18 protein-coding genes are annotated in these 19,062 nt (G+C 65.9%); 6 read left to right on the top strand and 12 right to left on the bottom strand.

The window, feature by feature from the left end:
* Positions 1–12: 12 nt before the first annotated feature.
* The 3 genes from WDN01_02080 to WDN01_02070 are packed head-to-tail and all read right to left on the bottom strand — an operon-like array spanning position 13 to position 3,312.
* On the bottom strand, positions 13–1,221 hold the full coding sequence (locus WDN01_02080; protein ID MEJ0024790.1) for a CoA transferase: 1,209 nt from the start codon (positions 1,219–1,221) through the stop codon (positions 13–15).
* Between the two features lie 28 nt (positions 1,222–1,249).
* Positions 1,250–2,056, bottom strand: coding sequence for an enoyl-CoA hydratase-related protein (locus WDN01_02075; protein MEJ0024789.1), 807 nt, complete (start codon positions 2,054–2,056; stop codon positions 1,250–1,252).
* 44 nt (positions 2,057–2,100) lie between these two features.
* On the bottom strand, positions 2,101–3,312 hold the full coding sequence (locus WDN01_02070; GenBank protein ID MEJ0024788.1) for an acyl-CoA dehydrogenase family protein: 1,212 nt from the start codon (positions 3,310–3,312) through the stop codon (positions 2,101–2,103).
* A gap of 277 nt (positions 3,313–3,589) precedes the next feature.
* Here WDN01_02070 and WDN01_02065 point away from each other — a divergent pair, with 277 nt between their 5' ends.
* The gene (locus WDN01_02065) at positions 3,590–4,165 is read left to right on the top strand and encodes an AraC family transcriptional regulator (GenBank protein ID MEJ0024787.1); all 576 of its coding nucleotides are present in this window, start codon (positions 3,590–3,592) and stop codon (positions 4,163–4,165) included.
* 182 nt (positions 4,166–4,347) lie between these two features.
* Positions 4,348–5,751 (top strand): mechanosensitive ion channel family protein, encoded by a 1,404-nt coding sequence (locus WDN01_02060; GenBank protein MEJ0024786.1) that lies wholly within the window; start codon positions 4,348–4,350, stop codon positions 5,749–5,751.
* A gap of 16 nt (positions 5,752–5,767) precedes the next feature.
* On the opposite strand, the gene WDN01_02055 is transcribed toward WDN01_02060, so the two are convergent.
* On the bottom strand, positions 5,768–6,352 hold the full coding sequence (locus WDN01_02055; GenBank protein MEJ0024785.1) for a TolC family protein: 585 nt from the start codon (positions 6,350–6,352) through the stop codon (positions 5,768–5,770).
* Between the two features lie 398 nt (positions 6,353–6,750).
* On the opposite strand from WDN01_02055, the gene WDN01_02050 reads away from it, so the two are divergent.
* Positions 6,751–6,906 (top strand): hypothetical protein, encoded by a 156-nt coding sequence (locus tag WDN01_02050; protein ID MEJ0024784.1) that lies wholly within the window; start codon positions 6,751–6,753, stop codon positions 6,904–6,906.
* 381 nt (positions 6,907–7,287) lie between these two features.
* Here the strand turns inward: WDN01_02050 and WDN01_02045 are convergent, their stop codons facing one another.
* The 8 genes from WDN01_02045 to WDN01_02010 all read right to left on the bottom strand — a co-directional run bounded on the left by WDN01_02045 (position 7,288) and on the right by WDN01_02010 (position 14,399).
* Complete coding sequence (locus WDN01_02045) at positions 7,288–9,270, bottom strand: FUSC family protein (GenBank protein MEJ0024783.1); 1,983 nt, start codon at positions 9,268–9,270, stop codon at positions 7,288–7,290.
* Positions 9,251–10,267, bottom strand: a complete 1,017-nt coding sequence (mdtN, locus tag WDN01_02040; GenBank protein ID MEJ0024782.1) for a multidrug transporter subunit MdtN — start codon at positions 10,265–10,267, stop codon at positions 9,251–9,253. Before mdtN ends, WDN01_02045 begins: the two co-directional genes overlap by 20 nt.
* 35 nt (positions 10,268–10,302) lie before the next feature.
* Positions 10,303–10,593, bottom strand: a complete 291-nt coding sequence (locus WDN01_02035; protein ID MEJ0024781.1) for a hypothetical protein — start codon at positions 10,591–10,593, stop codon at positions 10,303–10,305.
* Between the two features lie 128 nt (positions 10,594–10,721).
* The gene (locus WDN01_02030; protein MEJ0024780.1) at positions 10,722–11,246 is read right to left on the bottom strand and encodes a DoxX family protein; all 525 of its coding nucleotides are present in this window, start codon (positions 11,244–11,246) and stop codon (positions 10,722–10,724) included.
* Positions 11,243–12,043 (bottom strand): DNA-binding domain-containing protein, encoded by an 801-nt coding sequence (locus tag WDN01_02025; protein ID MEJ0024779.1) that lies wholly within the window; start codon positions 12,041–12,043, stop codon positions 11,243–11,245. Before WDN01_02025 ends, WDN01_02030 begins: the two co-directional genes overlap by 4 nt.
* Positions 12,044–12,080: 37 nt before the next feature.
* A complete protein-coding gene (locus WDN01_02020; protein ID MEJ0024778.1) occupies positions 12,081–13,055 on the bottom strand; it encodes a hypothetical protein in 975 nt (324 codons plus the stop codon).
* Complete coding sequence (locus WDN01_02015; GenBank protein MEJ0024777.1) at positions 13,055–13,993, bottom strand: DUF692 domain-containing protein; 939 nt, start codon at positions 13,991–13,993, stop codon at positions 13,055–13,057. The genes WDN01_02020 and WDN01_02015 overlap by 1 nt, the downstream gene beginning before the upstream one ends.
* 73 nt (positions 13,994–14,066) lie before the next feature.
* The gene (locus WDN01_02010; GenBank protein ID MEJ0024776.1) at positions 14,067–14,399 is read right to left on the bottom strand and encodes a DUF2282 domain-containing protein; all 333 of its coding nucleotides are present in this window, start codon (positions 14,397–14,399) and stop codon (positions 14,067–14,069) included.
* A gap of 285 nt (positions 14,400–14,684) precedes the next feature.
* Between WDN01_02010 and cyoA the strand changes: the two genes are divergently transcribed.
* From cyoA to cyoD, 3 genes are read left to right on the top strand one after another with little or no spacing between them, the layout of a single operon-like run.
* Positions 14,685–15,923 carry a ubiquinol oxidase subunit II gene (cyoA, locus tag WDN01_02005; GenBank protein ID MEJ0024775.1) on the top strand — a complete coding sequence of 413 codons (1,239 nt, stop codon included), beginning with the start codon at positions 14,685–14,687 and terminating at the stop codon, positions 15,921–15,923.
* A 3-nt stretch (positions 15,924–15,926) separates the two neighbouring features.
* Positions 15,927–18,599: a cytochrome o ubiquinol oxidase subunit I gene (gene cyoB, locus WDN01_02000; protein ID MEJ0024774.1), complete on the top strand. Its 2,673-nt coding sequence runs from the start codon at positions 15,927–15,929 to the stop codon at positions 18,597–18,599.
* A complete protein-coding gene (gene cyoD, locus WDN01_01995; GenBank protein ID MEJ0024773.1) occupies positions 18,596–18,982 on the top strand; it encodes a cytochrome o ubiquinol oxidase subunit IV in 387 nt (128 codons plus the stop codon). Before cyoB ends, cyoD begins: the two co-directional genes overlap by 4 nt.
* The last annotated feature ends 80 nt before the right edge of the window (positions 18,983–19,062 follow it).

Genomic DNA, 19,062 nt, shown 5'->3' with positions numbered 1-19,062 from the left:
CTTGCAGCTGCGTCACGCCACAACGGCCTTGGCCGCGAGCAGCTTCGCGATTTCGGCGGCGTCGAAACCCAGTAGCTCGAGAACCGCCGTGTTGTGCTCGCCGATCTCCGGCGCGCGCCGCGCAGGCTCTTTCGCGACGCCGTGTATCTGTATCGGGCTGCTGATCGTGGAGGTCAGCGCGCCACCGACGCCCTCGATCGGCACGACGATGCCGTTTGCGCGCAGTTGCGGATCGTCGATCACCTCCTGCGGACCGCGGACGGCGCCGAACGTCACATGGATGCCGCTGAGCACGTCGTGCCAGTGCGACATGGGTTGGGCCGAGAAGACCTCGTCGAGCGTGGCGGTCAGTTGCGGCATGTTCGCCTTGAGTTTCGCCGGATCGGAATATCTGGGATCGGTCAGAAGATCCGGGCGGCCGATGGCCTCCGCGACGGCCGCAAGCTTTTCATGCGTGACGAGCAGCACGAACCACGTATCGTCGGCGGATCGATAGACGTTCATGGCCGCATTCGCCGGGTTCGACCGGTCGTGCCGGCCGTAGAACTGCGCGTTGCAGAGTGCCGCCTGGATGGAGACGCTCGCCGCCCAGACTCCCTCCGCGAGGAGCGACGTGGTGACGTAAGACCCTTGGCCCGTGCGTTCGCGCCGGTACAGAGCCGTCACGATGGCCGCGTACAAGCCGACGGCCGTGGCATTGTCGCCGCTTCCCGCCACCGGCCAGGTCGGCGGCAGGCCGGCGTCGCGCGTCATGGAGAGAAGCCCGCTCCGCGCCCAATAAGACGTGATGTCGAAGCCGGGGAGATCGGCGTCGGGACCCTTTTCTCCGAAACCCGTGATGTCGGCATAGACGAGCCGCGGATTCCACGGCGCGACGTCGTCATATTCAAGCTTGAGCCTTTTGCGTGCGGGATGCGGCGTATTGACGATCAGGACGTCGGCCCATTGCACGAGCTTCTCGATGATCGGCCGCGACGCCGGCGATTTGAGATCGAGGGCGATGCCGCGCTTGTTGCGGTTGGCCAGATGCCAGGGATAGGGATCTTTCGCCTGCGGCTGCGGGGCGATCTGGTGGCCGTGCCGCCACATGTCGCCGGACGGGGGCTCGACCTTGATGACGTCGGCACCGAAATCGGAAAGGATCACCGCGGCGCTCGGTCCCGCAATGAAGCTCGCCAAATCCACGACCTTCAAACCGGAGAATATGTTGTCGTTTGCCATTGCCGTTTTCCCGTGATGGTTGGTGTCTTCAGCGTCCGAGAAACCTTGGGGCGCGTTTTTCGAGAAAGGCCGCGGTCCCTTCCTTCTTGTCCTCGGTCGCGGCGCAGAGGCCGAAATAGGATGCCTCGAGCTGCAGTCCCGCGCTCTGGCCCAAATCCGCGCCCTTGTTGACGGCATCCAGGGCCAGCGTGACCGCGAGCGGAGGATTTGCCGCGATGCTGTGAAGGATCGCCTCCGCGCGGGCGATGAGCTCGGACGGCGCGACGATCTCGTCGATGAGGCCGATCCGATAAGCCTCCTGCGCGTCGATCATGTCGCCCGACAGGATGATCCTTGCGGCATGCGACCGTCCGACGACGCGCGGCAGGCGCTGGGTGCCGCCGCCGCCAGGCAGAAGGCCGAGCTTCACCTCCGGCTGGCCGAACTTCGCGGTCGCGACGGCGATCCGGATGGTGCAGGCCAGCGCCGTCTCGCAGCCGCCGCCGAGCGCAAAGCCGTTGATGGCGGCGATGACGGGCTTGCCGAGATTCTCGATGCTGTCGAGCACACCCTGGCCGAGCCGGCTCGCCTGCTGCGCCTCGATCGGCGAAACTTTCGCGAGCTCCGCGATGTCCGCGCCCGCGATGAACGCCCGGTCGCCGGCGCCGGTGAGAATGACGCCGCGCACCGCCTTGTCGTCCCACGCGGCCGCGAACGCCGTGCGCAGGTCGATCCAGGTCGGCGTGTTGAGGGCGTTCAAGACCTTGGGGCGGTTCAAGGTTATATGCGCGATGGCCCCCTTCACCTCATAGAGGACGTTCTCGAGGGTCGGCGGGATGGTCGTATCGGATGCCATTGTTGGACTCCTTGCGGGCAAGCGGCCCGTGTGTGCGCGGCCGCTTAGACGAAGGCGCTGAAGCCGGTGACGGCTTTTCCGACGATCAGATTCTGCATCTGATAGGTGCCCTCGTAGGAATAGAGGGCCTCCGCGTCGGCGAAGAAGCGGCCGACCTTGGAGTCGACGACGATACCGTTCGCGCCGAAAATCTCCCGGCCCCAAGACACCGTCTCGCGCATCTTCGCGGTGCAGAAGGCCTTGGCCAGCGCCGCATGGTGATCGAGGAGCTTGCCCTCATCGTCCAATTGGGCGAGCCGCACCATCATGCATTGGCAGGCCGTGACATTGGCCAGCATCTTGGCGAGGAGATCCTGGATGAGCTGAAAGGAGGCGATCGGCTTTCCGAATTGAAGCCGCGTCTGGGCGTAGCCCAGGGCCGCTTCGTAAGCGCCCATCTGGCACCCCGTCGATGCCCAGCCGACCATGTAGCGCGTCATGCGCAGGACGCGCGCCGTATCGCGGAACGAATTGCCTTTTTGCAGGCGGTTCGCTTCCGAGACCCGGCAATTGGAAAGGGTGATGAGGCCGTTCTGAACGACCTTCAGCGACGTCTTGTGCTCGATCTTCTCGACGCTGAAGCCGTCTGTCGTCTTGTTCTCGACGATGAAGCCCTTCACCTGGTTGTCCGCGACATCGCGGGCCCAGATGATCGAGACGTCGCACCAGGTCGAATTGCCGATCCATTTCTTCTGGCCGTTCAGGACCCAGCCGTCCCCGTCGCGCACCGCCGTCGTCGTCAATCCGCCGCCCGAACCCGAGCCCACCAGCGGTTCTGTCAGGCCGAAACAGCCGATCTTCTCCAGCCTGGCCATCGGCGGGAGCCATTGCTGCTTCTGCTCCTCCGAGCCGGCCAGATAGATGGAGCCCATCGCAAGCCCATCATGCACGCCGAAGAAGGTGCAGAAAGACGCATCGACCCGCGCCATCTCCATCGCGACGAGGCCGAACAGTTTCTGGCTCCCGCCGCGGCATCCGTAACCCTCGAGGCCGAGGCCGCCGATGTTGAGCGTCTTGAAGGCGGGCAGCAGATCGAACGGAAACGCATCGTCGGCCCAATATTTGTCGATGACGGGCGCCACCTTCTCTTCCATGAAGGTCCGCACCGCCCGCACCAGGGCCAGGTCCTCCGGATCGAGGGTTTCGACGTGGAGGTAAAAGTCGCTGTCCGGCGCGGGAAGGCGCCTTTCGACACTCGTTGTCGCCCGAGCTGCCATGTTGTCCACCCTTCTCGTGATCGACGGCCACGGAGGCGGCGTCGGTGATGCCGAGATTGGCGACGGAGCCGGCGAAATGATTTCGCGGGAGAGCCCTGATTTGTCCTTTCGTTCACTTTCGGGCCCGGGTCGGGGCCTTGACCGGAGCGCCCAAAGGGCCGGAACGACGCCGCTGTCGGCGCGCAACAAGGCTTAACAAGTCACAACACCCGCGTCGCCGGCGCTCGTCCATAGTCGAGGCTGGAGCAGACCTATCCTGCGAAGCGTGGACGGCAAGATGCAAATCGAAGAATGTGCGACGAGGGTTCCGGAGCGGGCGGAGGAACCAAATCTTCTTCCAAGCCTTGTACGGCTCCTCGATGGGGCATGTCAGGATTTGGACGGCGATCGCGAGAACGCCAAATTCCTGTTGATCCGTGCCACGTCCCTGATCCGGGTCGAGATCGACCGCCAGCGCGTCGGCGGGGCGCCCGAAATGAAAGCCGGCGGCCTGGCGACATGGCAGATACGCCGGCTGAAAGCCTATATCGACGTCCGACTGGAGCGGCGCATCTCGCTAAAGGAACTCAGCGCGGCTCTGAAGCTGAGTCCGACCTATTTCTGCCGCGTGTTCAAGCGCACGTTTCACGAAACGCCTCAAAGATATATTTTGCGGCGCAGGATCGACAAGGCCGAGATGCTGATGCTGACGACGGATCTGCCTTTGAGCGAGATCGCCGTTCGTTGCGGGCTTGGCGATCAGGCGCATTTCTGCAGAACCTTCCGTCGAAAGCATTCCCAGACCCCGGCCACATGGCGTCGGGAACGAACCGAATTCAGGCTTCGCGGCGTGCGGGTCGACGCGGCAGCTTGAGTTTGTCTTGCGAGCACGCAAAATCCTCAACATGCGCCGCATCGGGCTTTGGGCGTTATCGGGCAAACGGCTTCGGCGGGTCGCTCTGAAGACGGCTTGTCGAGCCGAACGCCGGCGTCACAATGAGGGCGAGCATGCTTACGATATTCCTGTCGGCCGGCATACTTCTCACCGTCGCCGTATTGGGCTTCGTCAGCCTGAGGCCTTTCCCGCAATTCGTTCGGATTTGTCTCGACGCCGCGCTTTTCGTGGCGGTCACGGGATTTCTCGTCGAAAGGGACATTTCGCCCTTTTTTCCCATCGCGGCCGCGACGGCCGGCGACGCGGCGATCTGGCTGCGCGTGCTTGTCGGTACGTGGTGGTTCCTTGCCGCGCGCACCGTCGTTGCGATTCTTTGGCTCATCCGGCCGCCAAGGGAGGCCTCGCGCGACTCGCGCCTTTATTCGGAGTTGACCACGGCCGTGATCTATATCGGCACCGGCCTTGTCGTTCTCAATTCCGTTCTCTCGGTTCCGATTGCCGGCGTGCTCGCCACGTCGGGGGTCATCGCCATCGTTCTCGGCCTGGCATTGCAGAACACGCTTTCGGACGTCTTCGCGGGCATCGCCGTGCGAATCGACGCTCCCTTCAACGTGGGCGATCGGATCCAGATCGATAACGCGATAGAGGGCGTTGTCGGCCAGGCGGACTGGCGCTCGATTCGAATCTATACGGACAACGACGACGTGGCCGTTCTTCCCAACAGCCTCATTGCCAAGGCGCAGATCGTGAACCGGAGCTCTCCGACCAAACGGCGCGCGGCTTCCGTCGAGTTGTTCTGTTCGGCATTCGCCCCACCCGAGCGGGTGATCGAAAAGCTGCTGGAAGCCACCTTGCTTTGCCCGACGATCCTGCAGTCGCCGACGCCCGCCGTGACGCTGACGCGAATCGGATTCGAGCGAAACACCTTTTCCGTCACGTTTTCCGTCGCGGACACCATCCTTCTGGGCGCAACCAAAGACGCGCTGCTGCGCCACGGAAGACAGCAGCTCAATTGCGCCGGGTATCTGACATCGCGAGCGGCTCCGGGCCAGTTCACGACCTGCCGCGCGCTTTCGGCCTGCGAGCTCCTCAGGAGTGTCGTTCTGTTCGAACCGCTTCTCGACTCACAAATCGCCGGTTTGGCCGGCAAAGTAAGGGAGCGCAGCCTTGAGACGGGTGAGGTTCTTTTCGCCCAGGCAACGATCGACGCGACGCTTTACGTCATTGCGGATGGTATTCTGGAGATTTCCCGCGCAACGGATGGCCCCGCCGTCGCGCTGGGCAATCTGGGCGCCGGCGACTACATCGGCGAGATTGGATTGCTCACCGGCGCGCCGCATGCGGCGACGGCCACGGCGCTTGTGCCATCGCACATCTACGAGCTGTCGCACGAAGCGATCGCGCCCTTGCTGGCCGAGAACCGGGACCTGGCCTCGGCCTTCGAGAAATCGGCGAGGCGGGGACTGGCGCTGGTGCGACGCGACGTGGCGGCGCGGGCGACGGAGGACGCGGGCCCCAGAGGACAATTGCTCCTGAAGATCAGGGCGTTCTTTTCGATTTTTTGATCCTGCGAAAAACAGATCAGCCGGGGGGTACGCCGCCGAGGACGCCGGTGGATAGCGCCACCGTCGCGGCCGCAGACAAGGCCGTGCTGTATGCGTCGCTGGCCGCGTTCTTGGCTAGAAGGAGCTGGCTGTCGGCCACGGTGACATCGGTGATGGAGCCGACGCCGCTGCGATAAGCCGCGAGCGCCGCGTCGAACGTGGTTTGCGCGGCCGCCGCGAGAGTCTGCGCCGCGCTGTAGGCGGCGAGGCTGGTTCGCAGCGCGTTGTCGGCCTGGACGATCTGACGAACGGCTTCTTCCTTTACGCGCGTCAGCCTGGCCTCGGCGCTGTCTGCTTCGGCGCGCGCCTGGGCCAGCGCCGCGTCGCGGGTACCCCCGTCGAAGATCGGAACCGTGATGCCGGCGAAGACGCTGCCGCCGAGGCGATTGCCGCCGATGTTGAGCGTCGGCGGCAGGTTGCCGGCCGACGGAAGGGCCGTGACGTCCAGGCCGCCGGAATTGTAGGTGCCGTTCGCGGATAGGAACAGTTTCGGCAGGAATTCGGCCTGCGCCGCGCGGACATTCGCAAGGCTGGCCTTTTCGGCGGTATAGGCGCTTTGCACGTCCGGGCGGCGGGGAAAGCGATTCGGCGATGATGATCTCGACCGGCGCCGACAAGGACGGCGAGAGCTTGCGGCCCGATACGTCCGCGATCCTTATCTTGGTCAGCGGCGACACCCCCATGGCCGTGATCAAGGCAAAATAGGAATCCTGCGCGCCGCCGGTCGCCTGTATCACGGCGAGATCGGCCTGGGCCGTGCCTTGGCGCGCCTGAGCCGTCTCGATCACCGTTCCGATGCCGTGCTTGTAACGATCCTCGGCGGCGGCCTGCACAGCACGGGCATTTTCCAGCGACCGGTTGGCGGTGACGAGGCGGGCCTGGGCCGCGGCATGCGCGTAGAACGCCAAGGTCACGTTGTAGATGATCTGCTGGTGGGTCGCCGTGAAGGCGATATTCGAAATGACGGACGCTTGTCTGGCGGCGTCGACGACCGCCTCGCGCTCGCCGAAGTCGAACAACAGCCATTGCAGCGAGACCGCCGAGACCGCGCCGCTCGCCGATCCGTTGCCCAGCAGGCTGGTGCCGAGGGCGCCGTTATGTCCGCTGCTGCCCTGATAGCCGCCGATAACGCTCGCCGTGACGCTGGGCAGATAGGAACTCTCCGCGATGCCGGCGGCCAGCGCCACGCGTCTCGCGTCGTTCCAGGCAATGCGCGTCGCCGGGTTGTTCGACTCCGCGAGATCGATCAGGTCGGCGAGCGCATATATCTTGGACCCGTTCACGGCCGGCTGCGGCGGGACGCTCGCCAGGGCGGGATTGGGTGGCAGCACATATCCCCCTGCCCCGGACCCCGTGCCGGAGGCGCCGGCAAGGATATCGCCGTCCGGCGTCATGGCGGGAACCCAGGGCCGGTCCGGCCTTTCGGGCGCCATGTCGAGCGCCGACGTGGCGCAGCCTGCGAGAAACGCCGATCCGAGGAGGAGTACGGCGGCGCGTTCAAACCGTCGCATGGCGCATCCCCCCTTCCGTGCCCGTAGCGACCGCGCGTTCGAGGTCCGCGAGACGATGGTCGGCCAAGCCCCAGGCGGCGGAGGACGAACGATCGGCCGCGGGCGCGATCGGCCCTTCGTCCGGCGCTGCGGTTTCGGGAGGACCGAACAGGCTCGCCAGGCGCGAGAGCCGGGTCGCGAAGCCGCCGGCGGATTCCGGGGCCTGATCGGCGGCCAGCAGCAACGGTGCGGTCAGCGCGGCGATGCCGCCCAGCGCTTGCGACCGGCTGCGGACCCAGTCCGGCGATGGCCGAACCCGACGCGGCTCGTAGGCGACGAGGCCGATGTCCCTGCCGATCGCGCCATGCGCCGCCAGCGCGCTGGCCGCGAGATCGCGGCGGCGCGACAGATTCGGCGATGCGGCAAGCGCGCTCAAGCCTCGCAGCATGGCGGCGACGGCCGCATCGATCCGTCCCGCGATGGAGACGGGCCAGACGTAAACAAACACGAGATAGGAGACGACGTTTCCGATGAGGATGCCCACCACCCGGTCGCGCGCCACGACCATGTCGAAGGCCGGCGCCGGCCCCTGCACCACGCAGAGGAAGAACGCGAAGGCGAGCTGGAAGCCGGCATAGGCGATCCTTGGGCTGCCCGCGGCGATCCAGGCGGCGACGAAGGCGCCTGCGAAGACGATCCCCATCAAGGCGCCGATCGAGGTGAGCCATGGGAGGACGTAGATGATCGCCGCCAAACCCGCGCCGGCGCCGATGAGGCAGCCCAGGATGCGCAGCGTCAGCTTCTCGATCGTCTCCGCTGCCGTCGTGAGCCCGACGATGTAGCAGGTGATGAAGCAGGTGTGGATCCCCGGCCAGTCGAGCACGGTATAAAGGCCGTAGCAGAACATCGCCGCCGCCGTGGTCTTGAGCGCGTATTGGACGTGCTCGGGATTGGAAAAGGCATCCGGCAGGAAGAACCCGCCCGACGCTTTTGTGGCGGGCGCCGGCGTCTCCGGCAGCGTCCAGGGCTCGGCGAACCGCGTCAGGGTCGAACGCAAATCGTCCAGCACGGCGGACGATGCCGGCGTCAATCCGGCTTCGTCCTCTCCCGGCTCCAGGCGGATGTCGACCGGATATCCGCCGGCCTCGAAGATCGCCGCCATCTCGTCCAGGAGACCGGCGATGCGCGCGCGCAACGCCGCGGGGAACGACGGCTCGCCGGTCGCAAGATCGGTCAACAGCAGGACGGCGGTCGTTGCCTGCGCCGCTTTGCGCAAGGCGGCGACGTCGCGCGGCGGCGAGCTCCTCTCCAGGCCGGCGAGATTGAGCCATTCCGGCACTTCGCCCAGGCCCTCCTCCAGGCACGCCGCGAAGGCGGCGCGTGCATCGGCCGACCGCAACATGGCGGCGCTGGCGCACAGGCGCTCGGCCAGTGCGCGTTCCACGAGCCGGCGCGGCGACGGCGCGATCAAAAGGTTGATCGCCATGGAAACACCGGCCGGGATGCCGGCGAACAGCCAGGCATAGAGAAGCGCGCGGGTCGCGATCTCGCCGATGTGAAGGGTGCCCAAAAGATCGAGCGCATAGCCGATGATGAGCGCGATGATCGCGCCGACGGGGCGCAGCTTGCTCGCCGACGCCAGGAACAGCAGGCCGAAGGACAGCGCGGCGATGCTCGCAACGCGCCAAGCCGGCGCGTCGATCACAAGCATCGCGACGCCGATCACCAGCGCGATGACCGTGGTGACGAGCAGCAACAGGACGACGTTCATGACGAGGCTCGTCGCCCGGTCCGCCTTGTTGAGGAAGAAGACGAGGTAGATGGTGAGCGCCGCATCGGGCGTCTGATAGATCTCGACGACGAGCGCGGTGAGCGCGCAGATCAGAGCCTGCCGCGTCGCGAACTCCAGCCGGCCCGGCGCGGGCGCCAGCAGGCCGAGCCATTCGCGGGTCGCGCCGGACGGCCGACGATCATAAACAGGCATCGCCATGCCTCACCTCGACGACGGCGCTGGCGCCCAGCCGCATCAGCGCGGACGGCGGCGACGTCAACCGGACGCGCACCGGAAAGCGCTGCGCCACCCGCACCCAGTTCAGCGAGCGTTCGACGTAAGGGACGGAGCGCGGCAGGTTGACCCGCTCCTCGTCCAGCACGCCCGATCCGATCCCCTGCACCACGCCCGGAATCGGAACGCTGCGGTCGATCAGCGAGTAGACGGTCGCGCAATCGCCCGCCGCGATGGTGCCGAGATCGAACTCGCGGAAATTCGCGACGGCGAACCATTCGTCGCTGTTCACCAGCGTGAACAGGGCTTGCGACGGGATCACCATCTCTCCCGTGGAGACCGTGAGCCCGACGACGCGACCGGCATGCGGCGCGCGCACGGTGGTGTCCTGCAGCGCGCGCTCGGCGATCGCCAGGGCCGCCTGCCGGGCGCGGACCGTGGCCGCCGCGCCGGCTTCGGTGTCGACGGCCCGGGCGGCGGCGGTCTCCTGCTCGCGCGCCTGCAGCAGCGACGTCGCCGCATCCCGCGCCGCCGTCTCGGCCTGATCGAGCTGCAGGCGGGGCACATAGCCCTTGGCGGCAAGCGGGCGCAGCCGCTCCACCGTGCGCGTCGCGAGATCGAGATTTGCCAGCGCCCGCTTCACCTGGTCGGCGGCGACGGTCGCGGCGGAGCGCTGCGTCGAGAGTACGCGCCGCTGCGTATCGAGCGCGGCTTTCGCCAGATCGAGATCCGACCTTGTCTGGTCGACGGCGAGCCGGTAGGGAACCGGATCGATCTGGAACAGAAGATCGCCTTTGGCGACGGGCATGTTTTCGGCGACCGGGATGGCGACGATCCGGCCGCCGACCGCGGCGGCGACATGGACGACATCCGCATCGATCGTCGCGTCGTCGGTCGATGGCAGCAGCGTCCGCCGATGCAGCACATAGCCGCCGATCGCGATACCGGCCGCAACGATCAGCACGGAGATCAGCACCGCCACGCGACCATGGCGTTTTATCCCCGCCGCCCGCATCGCTAGCGTCCGAACCAGAACAGCCACGCCAGTGCGGCAAAGAAGAACCCTGCGGAGACGCAGACGAACAGTTGAAACGGCAGGACGTCGGAAAGGCCCGACAGGACCATCGCGGCGCGCGTCCCGATCGCTGCAAGGATTCCGAAGAGGCCGCAGAGCATCCATCCGGGGAAATAGGCGCCGAACAGGATGAGCGAAGGCGCGCCCCGGCTGGCGCAGCCGCCCAGCGGGGCAACCAGGCCGAGCAGTGCAACGGCCGTCTCAAGTCTGGCGGATCGCCTGGCGTTTCTCATCGTCTGATCCGGCTATGACGGGTCCAACTTCCCCAAGCCGCGCCGGAATGGCTTGCGCGATCTTGCCTTCGTTTGCCTCCAGATACGGTCAAGACCGGCTGCGCATGTCGACGGCGAGGCGCGCGCCTTCAATTCCCGGATCGGGATTCCATGGGTCTCGCTTCGGTCCCCAGCCACAGCGCGATCAGACGGTCGACCGAGAGCACGCCCGGTCCAAGCGCGAGAATCGCGACAGCCAGGCTCGCCCAATAGAGATGGAAATTCGCCCAGCCGTCCGGAAACACCAGCTGGATCACGCCGGTCATGACCAGAAGCCCGAGCGCCGCGAACCGCGTGGCCAGTCCCAGGACGAGCAGGACCGGCAGCACGATCTCGGCGACGGCCACGAGAAAGGCGAGCGTATCCGGCGCCGGAAAATCATGGACCCCGCCGAAGACATGCAGCTTGAACTGGTTCTCGAAGAGATAGAGCGTGCCCGCCGACAGCGACGGGAATCCGTCCCAACGGGTAAGGCCGGAGCGAAAGAAAGGTAGCGCCAGCGCGACGCGCAACACCGGCGGCGCGACCAGCCGCGCGACCGCTTCCAGTTTTTCGAGAACCTTGCGGACGAAGCGCTCGACGCGCGCGAGCGGCGAAGGTGCTGATGTGTTCATGCCGGTGCTCCAGTCCTGTTGCCGACCGGCGCTTCGGCCCAGCCGACAATCGCGCCGGCCTCCATGAGGCCCGCAAGCACGCCGTCCAGTTTGAAACGGGAATCGTCGAGCAGCGCCGCGTGCAGAGCCCCGACGACGGGCGCGCCGTCGCCGAGCGCCGCGATGAAGGCCGCCGCGCCGGGCGGCAGCACATGCACCTCGACCTCGGCGGCGGGCCGTACGATGAGCGCATCCTCTCCGCCGCCGTCGAAATCCACCGGGACCGGCACGCCGCCGTCGACATTCATCTGCCAGATCGTGACGGCGGGAAACGGCGATCGGACCATGCGCAGCGACGGATGCAGCAACAAGCCGATATGGGGCAGCCTGCCCGGAGCGATTGCGGCCAGTTCCATCGGATCGAGCGGCTCGGCTTCGGCGGTGTGATAGGCTTCGGCCCAAGCCCGCTCCAGGCGAGCGACGTCGCCGAGATAGGGCAGCGCGGCCGCGGGCTCGAACCTGTCCACGAAACCGGCGAAGCCCGCGCCATAATCGAGCATGATCGGCGAGTTCGGCGGTTCGCACGGTACATAGAGCCGCGCCATGGCGGCGAAGAATGCGTCGCCGACGATGCGGCGCACCGCCGGAAAGGCGGCCTTCAACGCCTCGCACAGGCCGGCGACGACATTGTTGCGGTAGACCGCGAAGCGCTTCGCGCTGGGTTCGCCATCCGGACCGATCAATCCGGCCGGTACCGGAAGGGCCGGATCCAGAATCGCCGCGGCGAATTCCGCCTGACGGCGGCCCAGGCCGCTCATTGTCTCTACATACGAAGGACTATGTCGCATCGGGGGCTCACGATCGATGGGGTCGCTCGACGACGTTGGTCCAGAGCCGGCTGAGGGCGTCGACGCCGCCGGCGGTCGAGCTCCAAAGCGTCGCGTCGCCGACGAGCAGCGTGCCGGCGAACGTCTCGGGCCGGGATTGCAGCAGAGCGTCGAATGTGCAGCGGCCGCCGCCGGTAAACGGATGCGGCGGCGCGGCAGGATCGATCCTCTGGCGCGCCAGCACGTCGAGCCCGGCGTCCCCGAGACATTCGAAATGCGGCAAATGCGGATGGAGATTGAACGTATCGACGCCCTCCAGAAGGTGACGCCGGTCGAGCGCCGCCTCGATCTCGATCTTCGCCGGCGATCCGTCCGCCTCGGCGGCGGGATGCAGCCCGAAACGATTCTCCACCGGCACGCCGAGGCCGGCCAGCAGCGCGCGCGCATACCCGCCGAAGCGCTGCTGCGGCGGGATCGTCCTGTCGCCATGGTGGAGGAACTCCGCGACCTGACGCTCCAGGCGCTCGTCGTGGGAAAGGCCCTGCCCGTCGCCGATGTCGTGATGGGGGCAGATGAAGGCCAGATGGTCGGGATCGGACAGGAACTGGCGGACGGCCTTCACTTCCACATCACTCGCAGTCTGCCCGGTGCGCATCGAGTCGAAACCGATGACGATGAGCGTGTCGGCACCATCGAGGACATTCCGGCCTAGCGGCGTCAGGCTGCCGTCATCGGCGCCGCGCTCGATCTGCGCGACCGGCTGGCCGGTCAGCGCGCTTGCCAACGCCACGAAGGCGGTGAAGTTGTGTTTCATGATGTGATCGAGAAAACCGGCGACGCTTTGGTCGAAGCGGGACGCATCGGAGAATTCCGCGAAGCGCGGAAACCCCATCCTGCGGCTTTCGAAGAGCGCCGGAAACCGGTTCTCGATGACCGCGAGCGGCGCCCCGATCTCGCCGACCCGGCTCCAGGCATAGTAAAGAACGACCTTGCGACCCGCCATCATACCCTCGCTCGACGATGTCGAGGTTCGACCGACAGCAACGATTGCGAGCCTGGGAAGATTGCGCCCGGCGCTCCGGACGCCGTCGTCCGCAGGATCGCATCGGCGCGATCCGCTTGCGACTTGAGCGTCGGCCAATCCGGCACGTCGGCATCCCACTCGATCAGCGCCGGGAGCGGGCCGGTCCGGCTTATCGCATGGGCGAAAAGGTCCCAGACGATGTCCGCGACGGCACGATCATGCGTGTCGATCAGAAGCGGTCGTCCCCGTTCGTCGGCGTCCCGCGCATGACCGGCAAGATGGATCTGCCGCACCGCGGCAAGCGGATAGGCGTCGATATAGCCGAAGGCGTCCCATTGCTGGTTGGTCGACGCGACATGGACGTTGTTGACGTCGAGCAACAGACCGCAGCCGGTCCGGCGCACAATCTCGGCGATGAAATCCGTCTCCGAATAGGTGCTTTCGGCGAAGGCGAGATAGGTGGACGGATTCTCCAGCAACATCTGGCGGTCGAGCGCGTCCTGAACCGCGTCGATGTGCTCGACGACCCGCCGCAAGGCCCGCGCCGTATAGGGCACGGGGAGCAGATCGTTCAGAAAACCGGCGTCGTGGCTCGACCAGGCGAGATGTTCCGAGAACAAAACCGGTCTATAACGCGCGACAAGCGCCTTCAGGCGCCCGAGATGTTCCCCGTCCAGGGGCCCGTCCGATCCGATCGACAATCCGACGCCGTGCAGCGAAAGAGGATAGCGCTCCCGGATGGCGGACAAGTAGCGATGCGGCGGGCCGCCAGCGCCCATATAATTCTCGGCATGAACCTCGAAGAACCCGATGCTGGGCTGCGTTTCGAGGATTGCGCGATAGTGTTCGGCCTTCAGGCCGACGCCGGCGCGCCGGGGAATATCGCAATCGGCGGCTTCGTGAAGCGATCCGGGCACGGCAAGCCTTTGCGTCTGGTTCTGCGAAGAGTCGGCCGGACCTGGCGGGGGAGGTCCGGCCGTTCGGCAATCCTCAGGTGAGGGGCTTGAGGCTGCCGTGTCCCTTCGGTGTCGTGATCGTGGCGCAGGTGCCGGTGGGCACCAGCTTGAACGCATTGCCCTGATAGTCGGCAGTGCTCGTGCCGGCGCAGGTCGTGCCCGGGCCCGCATAGCAGTCGTTCTGACCCTTGAGGGCGACGCCGAAACAAGGTTCGACCTTGCCGGACTTCACGAGAACCGTGTTGTCCGCCTGGATCTTCTTTTGCGCCGGGGTGAAGTCGGCCGCGCTGGCCGGCGCGACGGAAAGAGTGCCCAACGCGCTGGCGAAGGCGCCGGCGACGAGCGTGGACATGGTGCGATTGTTCATGCGGTTTTCTCCAGTTTTCAGAACGGGGTTTGCGATCTCGGGGGAGCTGCAAGGACGGGGCAGTATCGAAGACCAGGCCGAACACAGGTTCGATCTGGCGACCGGAAAGATGACTAGGCGATAGTTGCGTCCTCCATGCACCGGACCGTTGCTCGCGACGGCTCCTGACCGCCAATGCAAGAGTAGTGGAGCGGCTACGGCCAAGGATTGTGTGTGGCTAGCCGCGTTGGCGCCGGATTGTCCTGGTGGATACCGCCGCGATGCGTTGGGAATGGCGAACCGCGATTGTTGCAAATCGACGGCGCGCACCGATTTGCGGATCGGCGCTTCCGCGGCACCGGTGGACGGTCAAATCTCACGGGCAATTCGGATCAAACCGGTGCAACACACCGCAATCATCGACGTGGTGTCCCAACTACGCTCGTCCATGACGGGTCGACGCCGCCGTTTGCACGTTTGCGGCCCGTCGAAAACATTTCTTGTCTTGCGGCCCCCTCAATCGGTGGCGGGACTGCATTTTGGAAAGGAGCGGTGGGTCGCGTGCGGAAGGGAAGCAAAATCCCGGCAAAGCCGTTCACGGCAAGCGGCCGGACGTCGGCCCCTGGCCGCCTGCCCGTCATCCGTCGACCGCTCGGCTGGACAATCGTCGCGGCGCTTCTTGCGCTGCCCGCCACGGGCCGCTCGCAGGGAATTCTGGACCCGCATGGGCCCGTAGCGGCGGCGGAACAATCGATTCTCTTCGACTCCGTCGCCATCATGCTCTGCATCGTCATTCCGGTGATTGTGACGACGCTCGTCGTGGCCTGGTGGTTCCGCGCGTCCAACACAAAGGCCCGCTACCTCCCGACCTGGGCCTATTCCGGCAGGATCGAGATCGTCATCTGGTCGATCCCGGCAATGGTCATCCTGCTCCTGGGCGGCATCGCCTGGATCGGCAGCCACGAACTCGATCCGGCCAGGCCGATCCCGTCGGACACGCCCACGATCGAGGTCGACGTGGTGGCGCTCGATTGGAAGTGGCTCTTCATCTACCCGGAGCAAGGGGTGGCGAGCGTCAATCGGCTGGTGGTGCCGACAGGGACGCCGGTCTTGCTGAAGATCACATCCGCGACGGTCATGAACAGCTTCTTCGTCCCGCAACTGGGAAGCCAGATCTACGCCATGGCGGGAATGACCACGCAGCTGAACCTGCTCGCGGATCGGGAGGGACGATATCCGGGCCTGTCGGCGCAGTTCAGCGGCGACGGGTTCTCCGGCATGCGCTTTGCCGTCGACGCGGTGCCGCAGGCGCAGTTCGCCGCCTGGGTGGCGGGCGCGCGCGCGGCCAATGCGCCGCTCGATACGCAAAGCTACGCGGCGCTGTTCCGGCCGAGCAAATATGTGGCGCCGAGAACGTATAGCGCCGTCGATCCCGAGCTGTTCGGCGAGATCGTCGCCATGAGAGTTTCGAGTCTCGGGCCGTCGCTGCCCGGCAACCAAAGCCCCGCCGCGGTTCCGCACGGCGCCCACAACGAAGGTCATTGAGCAATGCTCGGCAAGCTCACCTGGGACGCCATCCCCTTCGCCGAACCGCTCCCGCTCATCACCTCGCTGGTCATCGTCCTGGCGATCGCGGGAATCCTCGCCTGGATCACGGTAAAGGGGTTCTGGCCCTATCTGTGGCGCGAATGGATCACCTCCGTCGATCATAAGCGCATCGGCGTGATGTACTGCCTGCTCGGCCTCGTCATGCTGCTGCGCGGCTTTTCCGATGCCCTGCTGATGCGCTCGCATCTCGCATTGGCGGCGGGCGCGGCGCAGGGCTACCTGCCGCCCGACCATTACGACCAGATCTTCTCCGCCCATGGCGCGATCATGATCTTCTTCGTGGCCATGCCGCTGGTGGTCGGCCTGATGAATTTCGTGGTCCCGCTGCAGCTCGGCGCCCGCGACGTGGCGTTCCCGACGCTGAATTCCGTGAGCTTCTGGCTCACCGCCTCGGGCGCGCTGCTGATCAATATCAGCCTGTTCGTCGGCGAGTTCGCGCGGACGGGATGGCTGGTCTATCCGCCCTTGAGCGAGTTGCAATTCTCGCCGGGCGTCGGCGTCGATTATTATCTCTGGTCGATCCAGATCTCCGGCGTCGGAACGCTGCTGTCGGCCATCAACCTGGTGACGACCATCCTGAAGCTGCGCGCGCCGGGCATGAGCTATGGCCGGATGCCGGTGTTCTGCTGGACGGCGCTGGCCTCGAACCTCGTGATCCTGGCGGCGTTCCCGGTGCTCACCGCCACCTTGGCGATGCTCACGCTGGACCGCTATCTGGGCTTTCATTTCTTCACGAATGACGGCGGCGGCAACGCCATGATGTTCGTGAACCTGATCTGGATATGGGGCCATCCGGAGGTCTACATCCTCGTCCTGCCGGCGTTCGGCGTCTATTCCGAAGTGGTTTCCACCTTCTCGAGCAAGCCGCTGTTCGGCTACCGCACGATGGTGATCGCGACGATGGCGATCTGCATCCTGTCGTGCCTTGTGTGGCTGCATCACTTCTTCACGATGGGCGCGAGCGCCAATGTGAATGCCTTCTTCGGCATCATGACGATGATCATCGCGGTGCCGACGGGCGTGAAGATCTTCAACTGGCTCTTCACCATGTATGGCGGCCGTGTCCGCTTCGAGGTCCCGATCCTGTGGTCCATCGGCTTTATGGTCACTTTCGTCATCGGCGGCATGACGGGCGTGCTTCTCGCGGTGCCGCCGGTCGATTTCCAGCTCCACAATTCGCTGTTTCTCGTCGCCCATTTTCACAACGTCATCATCGGCGGCGTCGTGTTCGGCATCTTCGCCGGCTACACTTATTGGTTCCCCAAGGCGTTCGGCTTCCGGCTGCACAGCGGCCTCGGCAAGGCGGCCTTCTGGTGCTGGTTCTTCGGCTTCTACCTGGCCTTCGTGCCGCTCTATGCGCTCGGCCTGATGGGCGCCACGCGGCGGATGCAGCACTACGACGACATGAGCTGGCAGCCCTATATGGGGGTCGCGCTGGTCGGCGCCCTGCTGATCCTCTTCGGCGTCGTCTTCCAGGCGGCCCAGCTTGTCGTGTCGATCCGCAACCGGGCGAGCCTGCGCGACACGCTCGGCGATCCCTGGGACGGCCGCTCGCTCGAATGGGCGACGACGTCCCCGCCGCCGGCCTTCAATTTCGCGGTGCTGCCCGATGTGCGCGGCGAAGAGGCCTATTGGGGCATCAAGCAGCGCGCCATCGCCCAGCAGCAGCTCGCGGCGGAGCCGGACTATGTGCCGATCGAACTGCCGAGGAGCACGCCCACCGGCTTCGTCACCGCCTTCTTCGCCACCGCCACCGGCTTCGCGCTCATCTGGCACATCTGGTGGCTGGTCGTCGTCGGGCTCGCCGGCGCCTATGCCGCCTTCGTGATTTTCGCCTGGCGGCGTGACGAGGAATACGCCATCCCGGCGGCCGAGGTCGCGCGCCTCGACCGCGACAGGCGGCAGGTCCGGTCGGCGGCGCTTCTGGAACTGGAGGCACGGCGGACGGAGGATGCGCATGCGGCGGTTCTCACGGCGGACCCCGATCCCCACCGGCTCGGCCATCGTGCCGCCGCCGACGACGCTTTGCCGCCAGGCGATGCGGGCCCGGCCGACAAGCGCATCGTCGCGGGCTTCGGCTTCTGGATCTTCCTGCTGTCCGACATCATCCTGTTCTCGGCCCTGTTCGCCACCTATGCCGTGCTGCACGATGCGACCGACGGCGGACCCGGCAGCCACAGCCTGTTCAGCCTGCCGACCGTCGCGGTCGAAACCGTCTGCCTCCTCGTCTCCAGCTTCACCTGCGGTCTCGCCATGCTCGCGGTTCGGGGCGGCAGGACATCGCTCACCTATATTTTCCTGACGCTGACCGGCCTGCTCGGCGCGGTCTTCCTGGCGCTGGAGCTGCGCGAGTTCGCCAGCCTGCTCGCGCAGGGCGCCGGCCCCGGCCGCTCGGCCTTCCTGTCCGGCTTCTTCGCCCTGGTGGGATGTCACGGCCTTCACATCGCCGCCGGCCTGCTGTGGCTGGGAACGATGATGGCGCAGCTTTATACGCGCGGCTTTCAGCCCGGCATCCTGCGCCGCCTGATGTGCTTCAGCCTGTTCTGGCACGCGCTCGACATCATCTGGGTCGCCATCTTCACCGTGGTCTATCTGTTCGGGACGCTGCCATGAGCAATCTCCATCCCTCGACACCTACCGGCGACACCGCGCCCGGCGACGAAAGCGACAGCTTTCTCGCAGGCTTCGCTACCTACGCGATCGGCCTCGTGCTGTCGCTGGGAATGACCGCCACCGCGTTCTGGGTGGCGCAATCGCATATCCTCTGGGCGCCGGGGATTCCGATCGGGCTCTGCGTGCTGGCGATCGCCCAGATGGGCGTTCAGCTCGTCTTCTTCCTGCACATCACCACCGGCCCGGACAACACCAACAATGTGCTCGCGCTCGCGTTCGGCGTCCTGATCGTCTTCCTGGTCGTCGCGGGATCGCTCTGGATCATGGCGAACCTCAACCACAACATGATGCCGATGGATCAGGTCATGCGCATGCAGTCATAGCTTGATCCCCGCGCGCTGGCCGATGTGAATGCCGCCGTCACGCGCGCGTCCTTCCGCGACGGCGGATGCGGCTTCAGCAC

The sequence above is a fragment of the Rhizomicrobium sp. genome, from assembly GCA_037200985.1.
Lineage (GTDB): Bacteria > Pseudomonadota > Alphaproteobacteria > Micropepsales > Micropepsaceae > Rhizomicrobium.
The sequence above is the reverse complement of the archived record's forward strand: the minus strand, read 5'-3'. Positions and strand labels throughout refer to the sequence as shown.